Origin of the sequence: Haliscomenobacter sp. (genome assembly GCF_033763495.1) — a bacterium.
In the GTDB taxonomy this organism is placed as follows: domain Bacteria; phylum Bacteroidota; class Bacteroidia; order Chitinophagales; family Saprospiraceae; genus Haliscomenobacter.
Map to the genome: position 1 here is coordinate 1 of NZ_JANRKL010000178.1, position 23316 is coordinate 23316.

The window sequence follows — 23316 nt, forward strand, 5'->3', positions numbered from 1 at the left end:
TTTGTCGGCTTTTTGTAAAATTGAACGATTCTAAATTGTAGATTTGCCCATTATGAGCAACATCATTGTCAGGCTACAAGACGTCAACATCAAACAAGGCACCCAGGAAGTGCTCAATGGAGTGAATCTGCGCATCAATGCGGGAGAATTCACCTACCTGATCGGCAAAACGGGAAGTGGAAAGTCCAGTTTGCTTAAAACCTTGTATGGGGCATTGCCCCTTACCCATGGTCGAGGCGAAGTGGCGGGGTATGATCTGGCAAAATTGGATCGTAATACCATTCCCTTGTTGCGCCGCAAATTGGGCATCGTCTTTCAGGATTTCAACCTGCTAAACGACCGAAGTGTGTTCGACAATCTTCAGTTTACCCTCAAAGCAACAGGTTGGAGTAAACGGCCCGAGATCCAGGCGCGGATTGAAACCGTACTGCAACAGGTAGGCCTGGTTGGTCAGGGAAGCAAAATGCCCCACCAGCTCTCCGGAGGGGAACAACAGCGCGTAGTAATCGCACGGGCTTTGCTCAATACGCCCGCCATTATCCTCGCTGACGAGCCTACAGGAAACCTCGATCCGGAAACTTCAGATGAAATCCTCTTGTTGATGCGGAATTTGTCCAAACAAAACAACGCAGCCGTACTTTTTGCAACACATGATTACCGGATTCTGGAAAACTTCCCGGCACGGATCATTCGTTGTCTGAATGGGAGGATTTTTGATGATCAGGAGATAAGTTTGTAGCTTCTTGATCTGGATTTAACCACAGCTTATACCGGTTGTACAAATAGGACACCAACAACAATAACATTCCCAAGACTACAAAAATGATTGTTTTAGGGATAGTGGCTAGATGTTCGATATCATAAAAGAACAGTTTGAGTAAAGTAGCACCAAATAGAAATATTCCTGAAATCCGCAAATGTGGCTTTCGTTTCCAGATGCCCAGAATGATCAAACCCAGGGCATAGCAGCCCCATAGCAGACTCAGTCCCAACTTATTGGCCAAGGTGGTATTCAATAATATAATTTCATTGCTGCCAATCCACAAAATACTCGCGTGTACCACAATTTCGTAAGCCGAACGTACTTCCTGTGAAAGGTTTGGTTCTTGCAAGTATGGGATGCCTGAGCCTAAGAGCAGTGCTACGAACAAAAGCGACACATACCGAATCCCGATATTGAAGGTACTGTGATAAAAAGCATTTTTTGGATGCCAATAACTGTCTTGCAAATCGTTTAACAAGGTGAGGCCCAAAATAAGGAAAATCAGCAATACGGCGATATTCAATCCGAGACCTAAACTGGTCAAACCTTTACTTTTGATTTTAAACCAATTGACCAAAGACAAAAGGGCGATAAAAAACAAGGAATAGTTGATCAACCAGATTCCTCGAAATAGGCCCAAGTCCTCAAGATTATAAACACTTGCGGGGTCCAGACTTAAAATTTTCGACTGCATAAAAGCATGATCATAAACCTGAGTCCAATAAGTGGATATTTCGCAGAAAAAGGTAAAATACAAAGCAATAAGTAATGCGCTGCCAAGTAGCGATGAAAGAAGTTTATTTTGGTCGGTATCCTCTACCCAAGGACTTTGTGCCAAAAATTGATGATGGAAGAAAATAGCCCCGGCAAAAACGCCACAACAAAATAAACTGGTGAAAAAATTGAAGTTGAGCAAAAAGGGAATGTGCGTTTCCGGAAATTCTGGAACCGATCCTTCGTAAAAGTAAATCCAACCATTGGCCAGGGCAAAACAACTCAAGCCCATCGCCAAAAAGGAAAATACTTCCAGGAATTTGATGTTGAAAAACCGGCCAAGGACAAACAAAGCAATTGCTTCCAGGCTCCACAATATTGTCACCCAATTGCCATCAAACTGTAGCGGAACTGCAATGGTCAAAAAGGCCAGACTCAGGCAGGCCAAAAATTGGCTGGTCTTGTACAATTTGGGTTTGAGCTGAAACAATACCAGCGCAACCAAAGCATGGATGATTGAATTGATAAAGGCGACCAAACCCGAAAAAGCATCCCCATCAAATCGTAAGTCCATCGCGGCAATGCCCAATGTAAAAAACAAAAGAGCATTGCTAATCAATAAGACCTGGTCCCCGCCACTTAGGAATTCCGTTTTGTTCAATTGATAAGCTAAAAGAATGGCATAAAAAAGGAAAAAGAACAAAGTCAAAAATCCCAGTGCCAGGCCGAAATGTTGACTGGGTCGAAAATGAATCAAAAACCAGGCAACATAAATCAACCAGGACCAAAAAAAAGCGGCTACATTGAGTATCTTCCAATTGCGGCTGAGTCCAATAAACAGGATGCCAACATTGACGAAGGCAGTATAGGCAAACAACGTTCCGATTCGCTCAGGTTCTTGACCCAATAGATAGGGTAGGGCGTACGCGCCCACCAAACCCAGTAAAGCAATAAAAACATTGATGTAATACAGGGAAGCCAAAACCGTGAACGCCGTAAAGGCGAACATCAAAAAAAAGGTCAAGGTCAAGGGAAACAGGTGGTAAAAGCTGTAAGCTGCGTAAGTGGTAAAGTAAAAAATTGTTGCAGCACCACTTAAAAGCACTGCGCTGTAATCCACATATTGTGCTCGAAACCGAATGGCAAAACCCATTAGACCAATGCCCACCAGGTATCCCAGAGCAATGCGGATGGGCGGGCTAATCAAATTGTGGTCAATCACGTATTTGACCCCAATGGCCACACCTAAAACCAGGACGATGATCCCAATTTTGCTGATCAAATTTTCACCAATAAATGATTCGAGCTTGTTGTCGAAGGAAGAATTGGCCTGAGCTGTGGAAGTAAGAGGTCGTTCTTCAATGGTTTGAATTGGTTTATTGACTAAAGATGGCGAGATTGGGCCCCTCGAAAATTGAACACTTGCTGGTCTGACAATGCTTTCTTTTTTCAGCACCTCTATTTCCTGGCGCAATGCCTCAATTTCCTTTGCAAAACTATCCTGCTTTTGCAAAAGTTGCTCCAATTTGGTGAGCAATTGTTGTAGTTGTGGCTGGTTTTCGGTCACCGGGTATAAGTTTACTAGTTGAGTGTGTGAAACCAACTAATAAACTTAAGATCCGAGTGAAAAATTGCACTTTAGCGCTTACTGCTGATAACTATTTGCATTGATGAGCGGATTGGCATACATGGTCAACAAATAGGTGTAACCCGCGTCATCACTATCCTGTTGGAGTTGTTTGACCTGGTCTTCAAAAAAACGACAATGCCATTCCAGTTCCTGCTCGCTATATTGCGAATTGTAAGTGTTGGAATTGTGCAATAAGTCGTAAGCAATGTAATTCACTGGCCACAAGCGATAATGTTGGTGAATCGACTTGTCGATCATTTCTGCCAATAATTCCAACTGCTTTTTACTGTTTTCTGCTTCCGCCAGCACTTCCAGCTGGTCGTTGAGCAGCTCTCCAAAATGAAAATGCACCCGGCCTTTTTGTCCCTTTATGCCCAGAAGCATGTAATCCACATCCTGTTTGAAAGATTTTTTGAATTCAGGATCGGCCCGTTTGTTGAGGTATTCCTGGGTTTTGAGCAAGCCACAGGGGTCATATTCGTAAGAGATGGCGACTGGTATGATGTTGAGATTTTGGAAATGCTGTTGGAGGTCTTTTTTTCCACTCAAACTCAACATGGTCAACAAACCAACCTGGGTGCGGTCGTTGCCATCCTTGGCGCGACCTTCGCGCTGGGCAATCCATACCGAATCAAGTTTTTCTGTGATGAGCTGGTGGATGTATGCAGACATTTGCAAGGAAGAACTGTACAACTCCCGGGCAGTTCCAGTTCGTCGAACCACAAAACTTTTGTTGATGCGGAACAACAACTCTGAAATCCGGTGCATCATCAGGTTGTCACCAATGGCAATCTGACTGGTATCAAAGCCATGCTCGAACAAGACAATGTTTAAAAAAGCCGAATCCAGTACGATATCGCGGTGATTGGAAATGAAGAGGTAGCGCTCATTGGGGTCCAGGTGTTCAAAACCACTGGCACTCAGTTCTTTGATGCTGATTTTTTCAATTACCTTGAGGAAAGGCGCCACAATTTTGGTTTGAAAATCGGCAGCAGTGTGCACCTGGTCTTTCATCTGCATGACCTGCTGCAACAAGGCCTCCGGCAAAAAAAGCTTCATGCCTTCGGTGAAGGCCGGATAACTAAACAGCTCAGCAATAGCAGCTTCTATTTCATCGTCGCGAAAGGGTTCGAGGCGGAATGGTGTTTCTGACATCGGATATCTTTTGAGGGAGAATAGTTTTTAAATTTAAGATGGGCAAATTTAAGAAGATTTAAGCTATGGGCAAACCTTATCTATTCTTTCCCTGAACACGCCAATCGGCTATTTCCCCACGTGGAATACCACACAAGGCACACTGATTTTTTTAACCAGGCCATTGCCTTTACTTTTGAATCATCATCAAAAAAATAAGGACATGAAACAAACTTGTTTACTGATTGGGGCTTTGCTTATTGTATTGGCACCGTCTTTTGCCCAAACGGATACTTTGAATCAAACTATTCCGGTTTTCAAAAAGAGTATGTACTTGCGTAGTACGGCTTTTCTTTATAGTCTCAATTTAAGTTCTATTTGGCTGAGTAATATGCAGCAGGTATTAAAAACCAAAGATTTAGCCAGCGAATCCCGCTTCACGGGGAGCATTCCATTTGAAGCGGGAGTGCGATTTCAGGATTGGGCATTCAGTACAAATGTGGCCCTGCCTGTGTCATTAGGAGATGCTTTTAACCCCAAAATGGTCACCATATCTTTGTTCGCAGAGCATGCGGTATTCAAAAGCCGAAATTTCCGCTTAAATGTAGGCGCAGGCGCATCCTTGTACGAGTACAGCTTTATTCTTGTCCAGGATGAGCCCAATCGACAAGTAGGATTTCAGGATTTGTTCAGCACCTCATTTTTAACCACACCAGTCATTTCGAACAAAGGTGGAGCATTTGATGTAACCGTTTCTTTGAGCAATCGGGAAAAGAAACCTGTTTCGGTGGGCAACTGTTTCCGCATCGGATACCGCAGAGGTTTTACCAAATACCAATGGAAATCGCAGTCCTTTGACCTTTTGGGTGCACCCAAAGACCAATTGGATATGGTGTACTTCCAATACCTCATTTCCTTATCCAAAAATTACTGATCATGGGCCGCCTGGTATGTATTGTAGGGGTTTTGCTCGCTTTGGCCAGTAGTGAGAACCTCGAAAAAGCCACACTGATCCTTTATCGGGAGCGGGAGTTCTTGGGAAATGCACACGAGATTAGGATCAATGATAAATTGGTAGCCTCATTGCCAGCCAATGCTTATCTGGAAATACAAGTGACTTCTGGAAAAACGAATGTAGAATCGTACATTTATCGGGGTAGCAAGCGAGTATTTTCACTACAAACCGAAGCAGGGCAAGTCTATTACATCAAAGCTTACGAAGAGGTCGATTTTTGGGATCGTTACCTGGTGATGCAAAGTGTAGGAGCAGAAACCGCTACAAAAGAAATGAAAAAATGCCGCAAAGTCCAAAAAGTCAAACAACCAGATTAATACTCATCAATAAAGTACTGCCTTGGTTTTTGGTAGGGGCAGTTGTTGTTTATTTAATTTGGCGCTTTTTACAAGTATACATTGTGAATCTGGGCGGCGAAATGGAGGGAATTGGCCGTTTGTTGCGCTACTTCGGAGGGATTTTGCTGGAGCTGTTGTTGGTGTGGGGATTGGCGCTGCTCAATTTTCGCTTCATCTTTTTGCGTTTTGCTACAGCCGATTCTCGCTTTAAAAATTGGTACTGGGCCTGGATTGGCATGTTTGCCCTGTTGTGTTTTGCCTGGCTGGAATGGCGCACTGATTACGAACCTGAATTTGCGGATGAGAACGTATTGTCTACAATCTTACTCACCAGCTTTGTAGTGGCCTACGCCTATTCCGCCGACTATTTTCGTACCAAACGAGCTCAATTGGCCTTGTTGAAGGACAAAACCATGGCTGAATTAAATGTGTTGAAAGCACAAATCAAGCCCCATTTTTTGTTCAACACGATGAATGTCCTCTACAATTCAGCCCAAAAGCATGAGGATGAAACAACGGCCAAATTAATTTTTGAACTATCGCAATTGTTGCGATTCAGCATTCAGGAAGCAGCGGAGGAATTCACGAGTTTGGAAAACGAATTGGCTTTTTTGGAGCGCTACATTCAATTCCAACGCCTGCGTTTGCCGCAAACAAACAAACTGGACATTCAGATTGACATCAACAAGCAAGGAGAAGGAGCGAAAATTGCCCCATTGCTCATGATTCCTTTTATGGAAAATGCCTTTCAATACGGCATCAGCTTGAACGAAGCTTGTTTTGTTCACCTGAAGCTAAATGTCGAAGGACAAAACCTGGTGCTGCTGCTGCGCAACAGCATCGCCCCTAATCCAGAAGCCAGAAGTGGCTTAGGTACAGGCATCCGCAACAGCCGGGAAAGACTGCAGTTGTTGTACCCTCAGCGGCACCAATTGCGCATAAAGGAGAGCGATAATACTTTTGAAGTAACATTGAAAATCGATCTGTAGGGGCAACCCTTCCGGGCCACATACGTTTGCCCGCAATAAATCCAAGCATCATGTCAAGCTTCCACATCAATGCCATCGCCATCGACGACGAACCTTCAGCTCTGGAAGTCCTAGAACGCTATGCCTCCAAAGTACCTTTTATCCAACTCAAAAAGGTATTCTACAGCACTGCCGAAGCCTTGGCTTATCTGCATTCCGAGCCCATTCAATTGATTTTCCTGGACATTCAGATGCCGGACATGCTTGGTACCGATTTTGCCCGCCTGATTCAGCTCCAAAAAACCGCCATCATTTTTACAACGGCGCACGCAGAATACGCTTTGGAAGGTTTTGAATTAAAAGCATTGGACTACTTGCTCAAACCCTTTGATTTTGCCCGTTTTTTGCAGGCCTGCCAACGGGCATTTGAACAAACCGACCGCAAAACCAATGAAGAGGAAGGGAGCATTTTTGTTAAGGAAGGTTACGATTGGGTGCGGGTTAATTTGGATGATGTGTTGTTCATTCAATCGGATACGAACCTCTTGTTCATCCATGAAGGACAACGCCGCATCACCACCCGCATGACGGTCCAGGAAATGTTGCAACAATTGCCTCCGGAGCGATTTGTGCGGGTGCACAAGTCTTACATTGTTGCTTTGGCAGCAGTGCAAAAAATAGAGAAGCATCAATTGACCGTGGGCAAACACTGCATTCCACTGGCGGCAGCGTATCGGGAGGAAATTGAAGAGAGACTGCTGAGGAGAAAAAAATGACGAATAATTTGAATGACGAATGACGAATGACGAATGACAAATTTGGCGGGTCGCCGGAGATTCGTCATTCGTCATTCGATTAATTCGTCATTCCAAACTTATTCCTCTGTGATTGTTACCGTCACCATCACATCGCCTTGCCGAATGGCATCCACCACATCCTGGCCCGTTTTTACCTGACCAAACACCGTGTGCTTTCCATTCAAGTGAGGTTGAGGTGCGTGGGTGATGAAAAACTGGCTGCCATTGGTAGCAGGCCCTGCATTGGCCATGGAAAGGGCACCCGTGCCATGAGTCAAAGGATTTCCAGCGAATTCATCGGCAAAACGGTAACCGGGGCCGCCACGGCCAGTTCCGGAAGGATCGCCACCCTGAATCATAAAATTGCTGATCACCCGGTGAAAGGTGATGCTGTTGTAGTAACCTTCTTTGGCCAAAAAAACAAAGTTGTTGACCGTATTGGGCGCGAACTCAGGGAACAATTGGATCACAATGTCGCCTTTGTCGGTGTTGATGGTTGCCGTATAGGATTTTGCAGGATCAATCTGCATAGGGGGAGGAGTAGACCACTGTTGCATAAATCTGGATTTTTTGCAAACATAGAAAGCATTTTTGAAAAGGCGGGAGCTTTTATTATTTTTATACCATGTCAGATCCATATGTACTCCGCCTCGACGCCGTGCAAACGCCTCCAGTGAGCTTTTGGCAACGCTTACAACACCTGGGCCCCGGCTTCGTGCTTTCTGCCGCGATTGTCGGCTCAGGCGAATTAATTGCGACCACCGCTCTGGGGGCCAAAGCTGGTTTTGTGGCCTTTTGGGTCATTCTGGTCAGTTGTTTGGTCAAGGTAGCTGTCCAGGTGCAATTTGCCAAACACACCATCCTAACTGGGAAAACCGCCATGCAAACCTTCGACGATTTGCCTGGCCCCCGCATTGGCAAAGCCCGCTGGACAGTTGCTTTGTATTTTTTGATCATGCTCATCAAGTTTGTCCAGATGGGTGGGATCATTGGGGGGGTGGCGCTGGTGTTGAACATGTTATTGCCCCAATTGTCGGTAGCCATTTGGGCTTTGGTGATGGCGCCGATGACCTCCGTTTTGGTATTCCGGGGTTATTATAGTGTGGTGGAAAAAACCTGTTTGTTGCTCATCACCGGCTTTACCCTTTTTGCCATTGCTGCTTTGATTTTTTTACAATATACCCCTTATGGCATTGATTGGGGGCAGTTGAGCACAGGATTGAGCTTTTCCTTGCCCAGTTCAGCGGTGGTTTATGCTTTTGGCGCTTTTGGCATAACCGGGATCGGCGGTGAAGAGATCATTTATTACAACTACTGGTGTTTGGAAAAAGGTTACGCCCGCCACACTGGCCCAAACGATGGGAGCGCAGCCTGGGCTGAACGGGCTAGGGGCTGGATCAAGGTTATGCAAGCCGATGCGGTTTGTAGCATGGTGGTGTATACAGCTGTGACGGCGGTGTTTTATTTGCTGGGGGCAGCGGTGTTGCATGCCCGGCAAGAAGTTCCGGAGGGTTACCAGTTGTTGGAAGTGCTTTCGGGGATTTTTACCGAAAGTTTGGGGCCTTGGGCCAGGATTTTCTTTATGGTGGGGGCGTTTTTTGTGTTGTATTCCACCTTGTTTGCCGGATTAGCAGTCTGGGGCCGTTTGTTCAGCGACATCTTTAGCCATTTTGGCTGGATGGATTTTTTTGACCTCAAACAACGCCAGCGCAGCATTGGTATCCTGTCTTGGGTGGTTCCGCTGATTTGGACTTTCCTGTTTTTGAGCATCAAATTGCCACTGTTTATGGTTTTGAGTGGAGGGATTGCTGGCTCCGTTTTATTGCTGTTGGTTCTTTATGCGACCCTGTATTTTCGCTATGGTACGACCACGGGAAAATTTGATGCTTCCTGGCGCTTTGATCTGGTCTTTTGGGTGAGCATTCTGGCTATTTTGGCGGTTAGTGTGTATGGCATTTACAGTTTGAATTTTAAAGCGCCCAAAAAGGAGCAAAAGTTAGGGCTACTGCTGAATTTTGACCAAAACAAGGCAGCTGAGCTCGACCATTTTATCGAGTCCTACCAAAAACGTTACCATATTCCAGGGGTTTCTTTGGCGCTGATCAAAAATGGGAAAGTAGCCTATGCCCAAACCTACGGGGTGCGCAATACGGCTACCCAGGCTCCCGTGGATGAAAATACACTTTTTGAAGCGGCGTCTATCACTAAACCAGTGTTCGCTTTTGCAGTGCTGCGCCTAGTGGAAAAAGGCATCATCGATTTGGACAAACCTTTGTACCAATATTTACCCAATAAGGATATCGAATACGATGAACGCTACAAATTGATGACGGCGCGCCACGTTTTATGCCATCGGACGGGTTTCCCCAATTGGCGGAACCAAAACAAAGATGGCAAACTGGATCTAAAGTTTACCCCCGGCAGCGAATACAGTTACTCCGGCGAAGGTTTTGAATACCTGAAGCGGGTAGTGGAAAAAATCACGGGGAAAGGAGTGGAGCAGGTGTTAAGGGAAGAAGTCATTCAGCCACTGGGTTTGTACCACACCTATTTTTCCAAAAACGATACTTTGGTCAAACTTGCCGCAACCGGGCATTTTAAAAAACGCATCAGCACCGATGAAATCCCCACCCAGCCGGGCATGGCCTACAGCATGTATACCGAAGCCCGAGCCTTTTCTCGTTTTATGCTGGCCTTGCTGGAACAAAAAGGGTTGAAGCCTGAAACTTATACGGAAATGCTAAGTGTACAGTCGAGCTTTCCCTGGGAAGAAAAGGAAAAACCAAAATACAAGTCACACCTGGGCCTGAGCTTATTCGTCCATGAATCACCCTACGGCCTGGCTTTTGGCCACCAAGGAAGCAATGGAGATTTTAATTGCAACTTTGAGGTATACAAAGAAGCAAAAATGGGCTATGTGGTGTTTACGAATGCCAGTACGGCGGGGCCGCTGATTCGGGATTTGGGGGAGTTTTTGGTGGGTGGGAAAGTAGATTAACCTGCTTTCGGCCACCACGGCACCAACACACTCGTCCGCTTCTGGTACTCCGCATATTCCGCATTTCCCACATACCGTTTTTCCAACATTGGCACTCCCGATACAAAGACCAATAACAGCGTAATCGTCAATGGCCCAATCATGCCAAGCCAGGCCGAAGGTATGGGAAGAACAATGACAAAAATGCCCCACCACATTGCAATCTCTCCGAAGTAATTGGGATGGCGACTGTATTTCCAAAGGCCCGTTTGCAGCACTTCTTCCTTGTGCTTCCGGGTTTTGACAAATTGAGTCAATTGGTAATCTCCTACGGCCTGAAAGAAAAAACCAATGCCCCAGAGCAAAATGCCCAGATAAGTACAAATCGTCCATTCCTGCGCCGCCGAAATACCCCCAACGACAATTGGTAAAGCAACGACCCACAACAAAAAGCCTTGTAATAGATAAACTTGTAGGTAAGAGCGCCAGTAAAAAGTTTCCCCCCATTCTTCGCGCCACTGCCGATAACGAAAGTCTTCACCTTTGCCGCGGTTGCGCAAAAAAATGTGGGTAGACAGACGCAAGGCCCAAATGCCAACCAAGGTGTACACCAGAAGAGGAACACTGGCTTTTACTTGCGTTTGAAACAGATAGGCGCATACAACGACATAACCTAAACCCCAGGCAATATCAGCTACATCATTGCGCCGGGCTACCAAGGAGATGATGAACCACAAAGTGGCATAAACCCAGATCAACAACCCAATTTGCAGCAATACCCCAGCCATAGCTATTTGAAATAATTGGCGATGAAATACCCAGAAACACTCACCGAACCTGTAAGCACCATGCCCCAAACGATGTCGATGAACACAATATTCAGCGGCCAGCCTTTGAGCGTAGCCAAATTGGTCAGATCATAAGTGGCGTAGGTGAAGAACCCAAACAAGGCGCCGTACAACAGGGCATGCTGCCAAGATTGTTTTTCCAGCGCTGGAAAAATTACAAATAGAAAAATGCCCACAATGAACAGTAGGTAAAAAACGATAGCCGCCGTCCAGTTGATTTGATCACTCAAAAAACCACCCAGGTAACGCGCATAAATGCCCTTGGCAATGAAACCCAACCAGGTCATATCGATGATGAAAAAAACGACCGTGGTGAGTAAATAGCTCAAAATGAATTTGCTGAAGGGCATGGCTTTGGATTTTGGTGAAAAGATAACAGGTGTAACAAGGAAAATCATAAAAAGATCATGAAAAAAATATTGGGGAAAGTTTACATTTGTAAACGCGTCCCCAACTGAGTAAACTACATTTTTTTACACAAAACCAATATTTTATGCACAACGTAATTTCAAGGGCTCTGTGGAGCCTCGTCCTGATGATTTCAATTTTTGCCTGTAATCCCAAAGGAACCGACGCCTGGGACGCTTTCACCGCTTGTGGTAGCACGAACTGTGTAGAAGAAGTACTGGCTGTCAAAGATGCTTTTTTGGAAAATCCGGAGGCCATCTTAACCCGCTTCAATGAAAGTGACGAACAGGGAACCGATCACGTAGTGGGTTGGCTCTACATTTTGCGGGACAGCGTTTTGCTCAATTCCAATTTTGCAAGCACTGAAGAGCGTTTTGACCTGCAACAACAAATCGTCGAAGCAGCAAAGCCTTACCAAGAGAATGCCAAATTTGCCGAAATGGCCAAATTTGTTGTGGATGAAATTGGTCAATTGGCCATCGCCTCGGAACTGGAAGACGATGTGGTAGAACCTGCTTCAGAGCCTTTTAGTGGAACCTATGAATTTGAGTTGCCAAATGATGGAGGTAGTGGGGAATTGCTGGTGAGCCAGATTTCAGCCGATCAGTTCAAATTCAAATTGACGGTGGTGGGTGGAAAACCAGCTCACAACCAAGGCATGATGGAAGGTGTTGCGAACATCCTTGGCAGTACTGCCGATTTCTCTACCGATGAATTTGGTGGCACTTGCAAGCTGAGTTTCAATTTTGCTGAAGCTGTAGAAATCACCACACTGGAAGGTGATCCTGCTACCTGTGGCTTTGGCAATGGGGTAAAGGCTGACGGCGTATATCGGCGCACAAGTTTTGATGATCCATTCCTGTCTGCAGCGGATGCTAAAAAGGTGAAAATGCTGCAAGGTACCTGGCAGTCCCTGGATGATCCCAAGTCGGTGGTCAAAATTATGGATGGCAAATACATCGACGTGTACGATGGGAAAGAGGTCAGCTCAGCGATATGTTTGTATTGCGCAAAATGCCCCGAAGATTGTGGCCCAGCGGGCGCAGGGGCTTGTCTGAAAATTACCGCTCAAGACGACGCGTGTTATTCCTTAGTCTCCCTGACGGCTACCAATTTGGAACTTTCGCAGATTGGAGGTACAGGCAATACGAATCGGTACAAGAAGAAATAAACACGAGGCATTCCAATTTGGTGGTTTTAAATGCCTCGACTAAGGTGATTTCTTCAGTGTCTTAGGTTTCTTAGGTGGTGAAAAAATATTCCGCCGCGTAGTTTTTTTCACCACCTAAGAAACCTGAGGCACAAAAGATTCACCCTAGGAGATACTTTAAACTCCTGTTTATCAACTCTTCAGCTTCTCCTCTTTCAACAAAATCGCATCCACCCCTTTCTCCCGCACCTGACGGTTGAATTCGGGTAGTTGGGTATCGCGCAGTGTGCGGAACTTGCCCAATTGATCGTCGATTTTTTTGGTCATTTCCTCCTTCACTTCCTTCGCCTGTTTGGTCGGCGCGTAATCGCCCTGGCTGGAAAGTGAACCCACATGCGACAACTTATTGGTCAATTTAATCGGGAAATTGAGGGGATCCTGACCGCTGCGGTTTTTGGTCTGATACAACTCATTTTCAATTTCCCCAATTGACTTGTCAATTTCGTTTGCCTTTTCCATCAAGGGTTTCATGGCTGGATTTTCCTTCCACAATTCCTTGAAGTGGGTCAGTTGTTTGCGAATATTGCGGATGTCGAGGATGGTTTGGTGGGCTTCGGTCACCTTGTCCCGAATGCTGATCAGGAAGTTGAACTGCTCCCGAATGTCCTCCATGGAGGCATCCGAACGGGGATCTTTCAGGATTTCAAACTCCGTTTCCATCGTTTTCCCACCCACGCTCAATTTGGCTTTGTAGCGACCCGGAACGGCCTTTGGCCCTGTAGTGCCTGCCGCCCAGAAAATCATGCCATCAAAACGTTTGGCATCGGCATAACGCATGTTCCAATTGAAGGTATTGCCACCTTGTTTCAGTTCAGGCAATTTTTCAGGATTCTCCTTGGCTTTGCTGGAATATTCCTTGATCACCGTCCCATTGAGCTCCATGATCGTCAATTTCACCTCTACCGAATCGGCTGGTTTTTGCTTCAGGTAGTAGTGAAAGGTCACGCCACCGGGGTGGTTGGTACCTTCGGTAGGGAGGTTGCGCGCCTGACCACCATCCATGCGGTAGCTGGGGATGGGCTGGTACAGGTGGAAATCACTATTGGCTACTTGTTCGCTCAATTGGTGCAGCGGCGTCAAATCATCAATCATCCAGAAGCTGCGCCCTTGGGTAGCGGCAATCAGGTTGTCGTTTTTGATGGTCAAATCCGTAATGGGTACAATCGGCAGGTTCAACTGGAAAGCTTGCCAGTTGGCACCATTGTCAAAGGAGATGTACATGCCCGTTTCGGTTCCTGCGTACAACAAACCAGCCCGTTTTGGATCAGCGCGGACTACCCGGGTGAAGTGGTTTTCGGGAATGCCATTGGTGATTTTGCTCCAGGTTTTGCCGTAATCTTTGGAATAAAACAGGTAGGGCTTGTAATCGCCGGATTTGTAGGAAGTACCCGCTACATACACCCCACCTTTGTTGAAAGGATCGGCGTCGATGCTGTTGAACATGATATTGGCAGGTGCACTTGGAGGGGTTACATTACTCCAGTTTTTGCCGCCATCGCGGGATACATGCAAAAGGCCATCGTCGGAACCCGTCCAGAGCAGGTCTTTTTCGTAAGGAGATTCACAAGCCGCAAAAACGGTGCAATAGTATTCCACACTGGTATTGTCCTGGGTGATCGGACCACCCGAAGATTTTTGCTTGCTCTTGTCGTTGCGGGTCAGGTCGGGGCTGATGGTTTCCCAGCTTTGGCCGCCATTGGTGGTTACGTGCAAACGATCTGAAGCCACGTAGAGCTTTTTGGGATCGTGGGGAGAAAAGAAAATCGGGTAGTTCCACTGGAAGCGGTATTTCATGGCTTCAGCACCAGCACCCATGGGGTTGTCGGGCCAAACGTTGATGGCTTGTTCCTGTTTGGTGCGGTGATTTTGGCGGGTTAACAAACCGCCGTAGCTGCCCCCATAAACGATGTCATTGTCCAGTGGATCAACCGCGAGGTGGGCACTTTCGCCACCAGCGGAGGGTTCCCAATCCCGTTCACCGATCGAAAACCCGTCGGTCCGGTGGGCAATGCGCACAGTCGAGTTGTCCTGTTGAGCTCCATAAATGCGGTATGGGAAGGAGTTGTCCGTAATTACACGGTAAAACTGCGAGGTTGGTTGGTTGTTGTAAGTGCTCCAGTTTTCGCCACCATCAAACGACACCTGCGCGCCACCATCATCGCCGATGATCATGCGTTGAGGGTCTTCGGGAGCAATCCAAAGGTCGTGGTGGTCGCCATGGGGCGCATTGGAAGCGCTGAAAGTACGGCCTCCATCGGTAGATTTGTGGTAACTCACGTTCATCACATACACCACATTTTCGTCCTTGGTATCGGCGGTGATGCGGGTGTAATACCAGGCGCGTTGGCGCAGGTTGCGGTCGTCGTTGGTTTTGGTCCAGGTATTTCCACCGTCGTCGGACCGGAATACACCACCTTCAGCAGCTTCGATGATGGCCCAAACGCGCTCCGAATTCACTGGAGATACTGCAACACCAATGATGCCATGAGGCCCTTTGGGTAAACCTTTTTTGGACATCAGGTTGGTCCAGGTGTCACCTCCATCAGTACTTTTCCAAAGGGTAGAGCCTTCACCGCCACTGTCCAGGCTGTAAGGTGTGCGGCGAATGCGCCAGGTTGACGCGTAAATCACCCGAGGATTGTTGGGATCCAGAATGAGGTCTACGGCACCTGCGTCAGCGTTCGCAAACAGGATGCGTTCCCAGGTTTTGCCACCGTCTTTGCTGCGGTAAACACCACGATCATCGCTGGATTTGTACAAATCGCCCAGAACTGCTGCGTAAACCAGATCGGGGTTTTTGGGGTGGATGCGGACGCGGGGGATGTGCATGGCTTTTTCGAGGCCGATTTTTTGCCAGGTTTTGCCAGCATCCTGGGTTTTCCACATGCCATAACCGTAGGAGACGTTGCCCCGAACGGTTTTTTCACCGCCACCTACGTAAATGACGTTGTTGTCGTATTCAGAAACCGCTACCGCACCAATCGAGCCGCCAAAGTAGCCGTCGGAGATGTTTTGCCAGGTTTGGCCACCGTCTTTGGTACGCCAAACGCCGCCACCTACACTCCCAAAATAAAATAGGTTGGGTTTGCCGGGGACACCCGTCACTGTTGCGGATCGGCCACCACGGTAGGGGCCTATCGAGCGCCATTGGATGGAGTTGTAGAGTTTTTCATCCATGCCCGTTTTGGCAGGAGTGCTGGCGACGCTTACAGTAGGCGCCGGAGTGGTTTTTTTCTTTGCCTGGGCCTGGACCTGCTGACTGTAGAACATTCCTCCAAGCAACAGGACGATGCAGAGCAAATTAACGGATAATCTTTTCATACCTGAATCCTTTGAATAAATTTTGGTTATGGCTGAACGATGTTCAAGAGTTTTGATAGATGATTGATGCAAAATTTTGTAACTCAGACACCACATTTTTTACCGCAGAGTTTCGCAGAGTACCCGCAGAGTTTCCCAGAGTTTAGGCCACCTTCGGTGGCAAAAATTACTCAGAGGTGCATTGAATGAACATGAATGCTGAACAATCAAGTTTTAAGCGTACTCGACCTCTAGCCACCAGAGGTGGCAAAACTCCTAAAAATTAGTAAAACTCCGTGAAACTCTGCGGGTACTCTGCGAAACTCTGCGGTAAAAAAATGAATTAACTCAGATTTCACATTATCTACCAACCAAAACTCGAAGAACAGCGCTCCGAAAAATACAAAAAAAGCCACACCGTAGATGATGTGGCTTAAAGGATAAAGAGAAAAACCTCGCCTTGTTTACGTAAAATGAGTCGGATGTTTCTTACAAACGTTCTTTTCGAACGATGAAAATGGAGTTTTACAGGATAGATGCCATTGGGCGATTTTTAGATCTTCTCTCAAAAAGAATTATTGCAAAATGATCTTCTTTGAAGCGTATTTATCCCCCTGGCGGATTTGCAGGAAATAGGTCCCGGTGCCGTTTTGGGAAATGTCTACCTCATCTGAAAAATCTCCAGTAAAATTGCCCAATTCGTATTCGTAGATGGTACGGCCTGCTGCGTTGAATACCTTGACCTCGGTTTGGCCTTTTTCTGGTAAATCAAACTGTAGCTTGAACATGCCTTTGCTAGGGTTGGGATACAGGTTGATTTTTTCCAGACGCAGGTTGTTGATCACTGGCATGTTGACCCCCTGAGCTTTGAGTTTATCTGCGTCAGCTTTGTCCATATCTTGCATAGTGGCCTTGACATTGGCTGGGTTGACGCGGGTGTTCTGGGAACTGGCATTCCCTTCACCGCGGCTCAAACCTTTAAATACCCAATTGCCGTTGTCTTTGTCGTCGGAATTGTAGTAATAAGAGGTACTTTTGCGGGCATCACACAAGGATTTGATGGCTTTGCTGGCACTCATTTTTTTGCCGTCGCGCAGGTAATCAACGCTAACCGTCGAGCCAGCTTTGACGATACCCAGGGCCATGCTGATGTCGCTCCAGTCAATGATTGGATTGCTGTTGATGGCTACCAATACATCACCTTCTTTCATGCCCATCTCCTTGGCGGTAGAACCTTCTACGATGTCTACCAAGACTCCCTTTTCATTATAAGTTTCGTGAGACTGGCGTACGCCCAGGAAGGGTTTTTCACATTCATCCCGCCAGTCGGTATCGTCGTCGTCATCGTCGTGGCTGCCCAGGGTGACGCTGACATTGCGCTCCTGGTTTTTGCGGATGAAATACACATTTGCTTTTTGGCCTGCTGAAAATTTGCGCAGGATGAAACTCAAAGACTGGCCTTCACCCACCCGGTATTCGTCGATACCGTAGATGTAATCAAAGGTTTGGAGGCCAGCCTTCGCCGCGGCAGAATTGGGAATCACACTGGAAACATAGGCACCGTAAAGATTGCTAAAGCCCAGTTTTTTGGCTTTTTCCCTGTTCATCGAGCCAAGGTTGACACCCAGGAAAGCGCCATCCATTGCTTCGGCTTTGGCCCAGTTTCCATTGTTGCTACTGCTTGACCAGGAAATGCCAAAATTACGGCCATTGTTGTTGCTATTGATCCCTGTGTACGAGTCGTTTTGTTTTTTACCCATTTTACCCGTCTTGGTAAGGGTTTCGCCGTTGCGGCGCAGGGTAAGTTTGACTTCGGCACCGGGCTCCATACTGCGGATCATGGCGCTGATGTCGGTCCAATCGATCATGGTGTAGCCATTCATAGAAGTGATCACATCGCCGTCTTGCAGGCCCATTTCGGCGGCAGCCGACTCCTTCGTCACGTCCACGGCTACACCCACAGTGGCTTCGTCCTCGTCTTCATCCTCATCATCGGTGGGGCTGATTCCAAGGAAGGGCCGCGCATCACTATCTTCTTTTTCATTGACTTTTTCCCCGAAAGTAATTTTGACTCCCATCGGCTTGCCCTGGCGGTAGATGTGCAGGGTGGCTTCGGTCCCTGCGTCGTAAATGTCCAGGATGTCGCTCAATTCGGTGTCGTCATCTACCTTGTGCTGATCAACACCTACCACGTAATCAAGGGGCTTCAAGCCCGCTTTTTCGGCAGCTGAACCCGGCAATACCCGGGTGATGTAGCTGCCATAAGGATTATCCGCGCCCAGTAGCGCCGCTTTTTGTTTGGAAATCTCTTCTAAATGGACGCCCATGTAGGCGCGGGTGGGGGTGAGAGTGTTTTCAAAACCAAAAGCAGTAGCGCTCACAGACAGGCTTAGCAGAAAAAAACAAAATAATCTCGTTGCAATCCGTTTCATATGTTAGACTGTTTTGTGGGAAGGACAAAAACAGGGGGAAATGGTTGCATGAGGGTAAATAGAAAAAAGGGAATGTACACTTACATCTTTTTCAACTTTTCAATGATATTAAGTTTAGGCTTCTATTTTTTCACCACCTTTAAACAATGCAAAATATGACTTTTCAGCGCCAGCGGTCACTGCCTGAGTCCGGCCAGACCTGAAGGATTGCTCAATATTTCCCCCTTGAGCATCCAATTTGAAATAAAATCCAACGCTAAATGCAATGGCAGCTTCATCACTTATTGCTGTCGTACTGGCAATGACATAGGGAACGTGATTGGCAATTGCTTTAGCTTGGTCTTCAGAGTAGCAGGCATTAAGCACTACTGCTTTAAAGAGGATACCTTCATCGACAAAATACTCAAACAATGCATCCAAAGCATTTGCAGTGAGTAGCTTAGACCCATTTTTATCGTCATTTTGCAACATGATCCCATTCGATTGACCATGACCTGAGAAATGCAAGATATGGGGTTTTGCTGTTTCGTTTAATTCTTTGAATTCGGTATTGTTGACTGCATGATGGACTGTTAGGGAAAATTGCTCCGTTTTTTCTTGGAGCTTTTTGGTGATGCGGGAATGTTCTTTTTCTAACTCAAGTTGGTAGCTGCCTGCTGGATTGGCGGTAAGCATTAATATTTTTAGCTTACCATTGGATTCTGCTTCTTGTTTTAGGACAGGAGATGGAACAACTTCAGGTGAATGAGTAGACGCCTGATTCGGTAAATCCAGAATGCTTGAGTTGATCTGGCTTTGGCGAATTCCTGCATCCTGTGGATAAACAGTGCCTATCCGAACATCCTTTTCAAGTTTAGCCAAAGTACCTTCCACTAAAACTGTTTCATCCATTAGAGGACGATCATTGTGTTCTGAGGCCCATCTTTTGATTTCATTAATGGCTTCTTGGGGCTTAGCTTTCGCAATGAGGTCTCTTACCTTTGATTTTAACTGTTCAATCGTCATTGTATTAGAATTGGTTTCGGTATTTAAATTTGATACAGATTTAGTCTGAATGCAGCGTTTGATTTGCTCAACAACAATTGTCCAGGCTTCGTCTTTGTTGTTGTAATTGCTGATGGGTTTTTCCCGATCGGGTACGGCGGCGTAAGCGGAAAAAGGCGTGTCTGCAAAGCTGCTAGGGCGCAATAGAATGGGAATGAGTTGTACTTCTTTGCGTTTGACCTTTTCTATTATTTTAGTCATCTCGCCACCCCAAATGAAATCTTCCGCCAGTAAATCCGCACTAAACAATAGAAGGATTATCTCTGCGGCATGTAATTCTTGTTCAATCTTGCTGTTGCGGATTTCACCAGGGATAATTATACTTTCATCCCAGATTTGGATCAGGTTTTGGCGCTCATATAATTTGAGGTGTTTTTTTAATGTGTCAACATGTGCAGCATCTGCTTGGGCGGATCCGATGAATACTCGTTTGGGTGTCGACATCTTGGCTGGGTTTTGATTTTTTGTTGGTGTTCAAAGATAGCTTTTTTTTGTAATTATAAAAACACAGCAAAAATCTCCCCAAAAAAAGACATCCTAATCCTCTTTTTCTCCTTATTTTCATCCCATCACCAACATCAGATTAAACAAACATGAAACAATTTGCCTACAGCGCACTGCTCGCTTTACTCGTTGCTTGTGCCCCTCCAGAACCTGCCATCGATTTTGACAAACTGGAAGAACCCGCCAAACGCCTCCCTGAAAACGCTGTCTATGGTATGGAAGTAGCCGATGGTTGCGATATAACCCTTTTCGCCTCCGAGCCCATGCTGATCAACCCCACCAATATGCACATCGACGAAAGGGGCCGGGTGTGGGTTTGTGAAGCACTCAACTACCGCAACACCCACAACCCTGAAAACCCCGAACGCAAAGAAGGCGACCGCATCCTCATCCTCGAAGACACCGATGGCGATGCCCAAGCTGATAAAAGCACCGTGTTTTACCAAGGCACCGATGTCAATGCTGCACTGGGCATCTGGGCGGTGGACAATCAGGCCATTGTCTCTTGCAGCCCTTACGTATTTTTGTTGAGTGATACGGATGGTGATGACAAAGCCGATAAAAGAGATACCCTCTTCACAGGGCTCAGCGGGGTGCAATCCGACCATGCCGTGCACGCTTTTGTACAAGGCCCCGATGGTAAGATGTACTTCAACTTTGGCAACAACGGCAAACAAATCATGGACCGCCAGGGCAAACCGGTGATGGACCTGAGCGGCAATGCCGTAAATGACCTGGGAGCTCCGTACCGCCAGGGTATGGTGTTCCGCTGCGACCCCGATGGCAGCAATCTGGAAGTGCTGGCCCACAATTTCCGCAACAACTACGAGGTAGCCCCCGATTCGTATGGCACCCTCTGGCAATCCGACAACGACGACGATGGCAACATGGGGGTACGCATCAATTACGTTATGGAATACGGCAATTACGGCTATACTGACCAAATAACCGGCGCCTGGTGGGGCGATCGCCGGATCAGCCTGGAGTCTGAAATCCCCCTGCGCCACTGGCATTTGAATGATCCAGGGGTAGTGCCCAATCTTTTACAAACGGGCTCAGGTTCGCCCTGCGGCATGACGGTGTATGAAGGGGAGATGCTGCCCGAGGCATTCCACAACCAGCCGCTTCACGCTGAGGCCGGGCACAATGTCGTTCGTGCTTATCCGGCTAAATCCAATGGTGCTGGCTACAGCGCCGAAGTGTTCAATTTGGTCAAAAGTAAGGACCAATGGTGCCGCCCTTCTGATGTGACGGTAGCTCCAGACGGTTCGGTCTTTTTCGCTGACTGGTACGATCCAGCAGTAGGGGGACACAAATTTGGAGACACCGGCCGTGGGCGGATATTTCGAGTAAGTGCGGGTAAAAAAGGCCGCAAATACCAGCCTGAAAAAGCCATTCCCGGTTTTGAAACCGAAGGTCAACTCATTGAATCACTCCAGAATCCCAATCTTGCCGTCCAAGCCAAAGCCTCTAATGCCTTGCGCAGCATGGGAACAAGTGCCGAAGCTGGTTTGCTCAAACTGTGGAATGGGAACAATTCCCGGATCCGCGCTCGTGCGTTGTGGATTTTGGGCAAAATGAAGGGAAAAGCCCAGACTTATGTACAAGCAGCCCTGAAAGACATCGACCCAGATATTCGGATCGTTGGTTTGCGATTGGCCCGACAAGTATCGCCCAATCAAATTGCCCAATTGGCCAAAAGTGTAGCCAAAGACCCTTCGGCTCAGGTGCGGCGCGAAGCAGCGGTAGCCATACGTTTTGCCAAAGGCGCTGAGGCAGACAAGGTTTGGGCAGATTTGGCCAGTCAATACGATGGCCAGGATCGTTGGTACCTGGAAGCCCTGGGCATTGGAGCTGATCTTCAAGCGGATAGCCGTTTTTTAGCCTGGAAAAAGAAAGTAGGTGGAAAATGGAATACCGAAGCCGGTAAAAATCTGGTTTGGCGTAGTCGTTCTAAAGAGGCTTTGCCTTTGCTGAAGGAGATGATTCTGGATCCCAAAATCAAAGCCTTTGACTTACGCCAATATTTCCGTGCCTTGCATTTTCATACGGATTCGACTAAAAATGCCTTGATTGAAGCTTTGGTGCAAGGCAAACACCCGATGCAGGATTCCATCAATATTTTGGCCTTGTTTTCAATTGATCCAGGCTATTATCAACAATCGGCTGCACTAAAATCATTGGCTGAACAGGTATTGCCCAAATTGGAAGGCAGTGTGGAGTACCTTGACCTACTGGGTCGCTTGCAAATCAAAAACCAGAATGACAAGTTGCTAAAAATGGCGCTGGAGAATAAAGATGAAGCCCTTCGCGGCCAGGCCGCCAGCCTATTGGTAGCTAACAATGGCATGTCATTGTTGTTGCAGCAACTTAAAGGTGCGGATGAATCAAAAACCCAGCAAATTCTGTATGCCCTGGCACCGGTTAATGATCCCGCTTTATTCAAAATTTATCAGCAATATCTTGGCGAAAGTAACCCACTTGCAGTACGAAGGGCGGCTTTGAGTTGTCTCACCAGTACCTGGGATGGGCAAATTTATCTACTAGGTCTGTTTGAAAAAAATCAGGTGCCCGAAGTATTGGCTATGCAAGGTTTGGTTTCACTGGCAGGTGCATGGAACACTGATGTGCGCAAAAAATCCCGGGCTTTATTGACCAAAAAACAAAAGGAGATGGGTAGTGATTTGCCTCCGGTGGCGGTGCTGGAAGGCCGGAGTGGCAAAGTGGCATCGGGCAAGGCGGTCTTTTTACAACATTGTGCAACTTGCCATAAGGTGGGTGCGAGTGGCGTGAATTTTGGTCCGGCTTTGACCGAAATTGGTTCCAAATTGGACAAGGGAGCGCTTTATAACGCGATCATTTATCCTTCCTCGGGGATCAACTATGGATATGAAGGTTTTAATGTGGCTTTAAAAGATGGTTCAACGGTACAAGGCATTGTAGAAAGTAAAACAGCCAGCGACCTGAAGTTGCGCATCATGGGAGGTACTTCCCGAACCTACCCGATAGCAGATGTTCAAAAAATAGAAGAAATGCCCCAATCCCTGATGACGGAGGGGCTTTACAAAGGTTTTAATGAACAGCAGTTGGTGGACCTGGTTGAGTATTTGGCCACTTTGAAAGCCAAAACCGAGTTGTGAAATAATATCCGCTTCCTTAGGTGCCCCTTAGGTGCCTTTGGTTTCTTAGGTGGTGAAAAAGAAAAAACTTGCTCCGCAAGGAGCTTTTCACCAC

The 23316-nt window shown here is 46.9% G+C and carries 16 protein-coding genes; 8 read left to right on the forward strand and 8 right to left on the reverse strand.

Annotation, left to right across the window (positions count from 1 at the left end):
- Positions 1-52: 52 nt before the first annotated feature.
- On the forward strand, positions 53-739 hold the full coding sequence (locus SFV55_RS19310; protein WP_320031182.1) for a cell division ATP-binding protein FtsE: 687 nt from the start codon (positions 53-55) through the stop codon (positions 737-739).
- Here SFV55_RS19310 and SFV55_RS19315 read toward each other — a convergent pair.
- Both SFV55_RS19315 and SFV55_RS19320 read right to left on the reverse strand, forming a co-directional pair.
- Positions 687-3044: a DUF2339 domain-containing protein gene (locus tag SFV55_RS19315; protein WP_320031183.1), complete on the reverse strand. Its 2358-nt coding sequence runs from the start codon at positions 3042-3044 to the stop codon at positions 687-689. The genes SFV55_RS19310 and SFV55_RS19315 overlap by 53 nt on opposite strands.
- 78 nt (positions 3045-3122) lie before the next feature.
- The gene (locus SFV55_RS19320; RefSeq protein WP_320031184.1) at positions 3123-4262 is read right to left on the reverse strand and encodes a 1-acyl-sn-glycerol-3-phosphate acyltransferase; all 1140 of its coding nucleotides are present in this window, start codon (positions 4260-4262) and stop codon (positions 3123-3125) included.
- Between the two features lie 202 nt (positions 4263-4464).
- Between SFV55_RS19320 and SFV55_RS19325 the strand changes: the two genes are divergently transcribed.
- From SFV55_RS19325 to SFV55_RS19340, 4 genes are read left to right on the forward strand one after another with little or no spacing between them, the layout of a single operon-like run.
- Positions 4465-5175, forward strand: coding sequence for a hypothetical protein (locus SFV55_RS19325; protein ID WP_320031185.1), 711 nt, complete (start codon positions 4465-4467; stop codon positions 5173-5175).
- 2 nt (positions 5176-5177) lie between these two features.
- Positions 5178-5573, forward strand: a complete 396-nt coding sequence (locus SFV55_RS19330; RefSeq protein WP_320031186.1) for a DUF2846 domain-containing protein — start codon at positions 5178-5180, stop codon at positions 5571-5573.
- The gene (locus tag SFV55_RS19335) at positions 5537-6583 is read left to right on the forward strand and encodes a sensor histidine kinase (protein WP_320031187.1); all 1047 of its coding nucleotides are present in this window, start codon (positions 5537-5539) and stop codon (positions 6581-6583) included. The genes SFV55_RS19330 and SFV55_RS19335 overlap by 37 nt, the downstream gene beginning before the upstream one ends.
- A 50-nt stretch (positions 6584-6633) precedes the next feature.
- Positions 6634-7338: a LytTR family DNA-binding domain-containing protein gene (locus tag SFV55_RS19340; RefSeq protein WP_320031188.1), complete on the forward strand. Its 705-nt coding sequence runs from the start codon at positions 6634-6636 to the stop codon at positions 7336-7338.
- A gap of 98 nt (positions 7339-7436) precedes the next feature.
- Here SFV55_RS19340 and SFV55_RS19345 read toward each other — a convergent pair whose 3' ends face one another.
- Positions 7437-7916: a peptidylprolyl isomerase gene (locus SFV55_RS19345; protein WP_413776723.1), complete on the reverse strand. Its 480-nt coding sequence runs from the start codon at positions 7914-7916 to the stop codon at positions 7437-7439.
- A 68-nt stretch (positions 7917-7984) separates the two neighbouring features.
- Between SFV55_RS19345 and SFV55_RS19350 the strand changes: the two genes are divergently transcribed.
- The gene (locus SFV55_RS19350; protein ID WP_320031189.1) at positions 7985-10357 is read left to right on the forward strand and encodes an Nramp family divalent metal transporter; all 2373 of its coding nucleotides are present in this window, start codon (positions 7985-7987) and stop codon (positions 10355-10357) included.
- On the opposite strand, the gene SFV55_RS19355 is transcribed toward SFV55_RS19350, so the two are convergent.
- Both SFV55_RS19355 and SFV55_RS19360 read right to left on the reverse strand, forming a co-directional pair.
- Positions 10354-11124, reverse strand: a complete 771-nt coding sequence (locus SFV55_RS19355) for a DUF1295 domain-containing protein (RefSeq protein ID WP_320031190.1) — start codon at positions 11122-11124, stop codon at positions 10354-10356. The genes SFV55_RS19350 and SFV55_RS19355 overlap by 4 nt on opposite strands.
- A gap of 2 nt (positions 11125-11126) precedes the next feature.
- Positions 11127-11534, reverse strand: coding sequence for a DUF2177 family protein (locus tag SFV55_RS19360; protein ID WP_320031191.1), 408 nt, complete (start codon positions 11532-11534; stop codon positions 11127-11129).
- A 143-nt stretch (positions 11535-11677) separates the two neighbouring features.
- Here SFV55_RS19360 and SFV55_RS19365 point away from each other — a divergent pair, with 143 nt between their 5' ends.
- Positions 11678-12763, forward strand: a complete 1086-nt coding sequence (locus SFV55_RS19365; RefSeq protein WP_320031192.1) for a hypothetical protein — start codon at positions 11678-11680, stop codon at positions 12761-12763.
- Positions 12764-12934: 171 nt separating this feature from the next.
- Here SFV55_RS19365 and SFV55_RS19370 read toward each other — a convergent pair whose 3' ends face one another.
- The 3 genes from SFV55_RS19370 to SFV55_RS19380 form a co-directional block, all read right to left on the reverse strand.
- The gene (locus SFV55_RS19370; protein WP_320031193.1) at positions 12935-16123 is read right to left on the reverse strand and encodes a VPS10 domain-containing protein; all 3189 of its coding nucleotides are present in this window, start codon (positions 16121-16123) and stop codon (positions 12935-12937) included.
- Positions 16124-16677: 554 nt separating this feature from the next.
- Positions 16678-18534: a PDZ domain-containing protein gene (locus tag SFV55_RS19375; protein ID WP_320031194.1), complete on the reverse strand. Its 1857-nt coding sequence runs from the start codon at positions 18532-18534 to the stop codon at positions 16678-16680.
- A 114-nt stretch (positions 18535-18648) separates the two neighbouring features.
- Positions 18649-20022: a CHAT domain-containing protein gene (locus SFV55_RS19380; protein WP_320031195.1), complete on the reverse strand. Its 1374-nt coding sequence runs from the start codon at positions 20020-20022 to the stop codon at positions 18649-18651.
- A gap of 149 nt (positions 20023-20171) precedes the next feature.
- Here SFV55_RS19380 and SFV55_RS19385 point away from each other — a divergent pair, with 149 nt between their 5' ends.
- Positions 20172-23222, forward strand: a complete 3051-nt coding sequence (locus SFV55_RS19385) for a PVC-type heme-binding CxxCH protein (protein ID WP_320031196.1) — start codon at positions 20172-20174, stop codon at positions 23220-23222.
- Positions 23223-23316 lie beyond the last annotated feature (94 nt).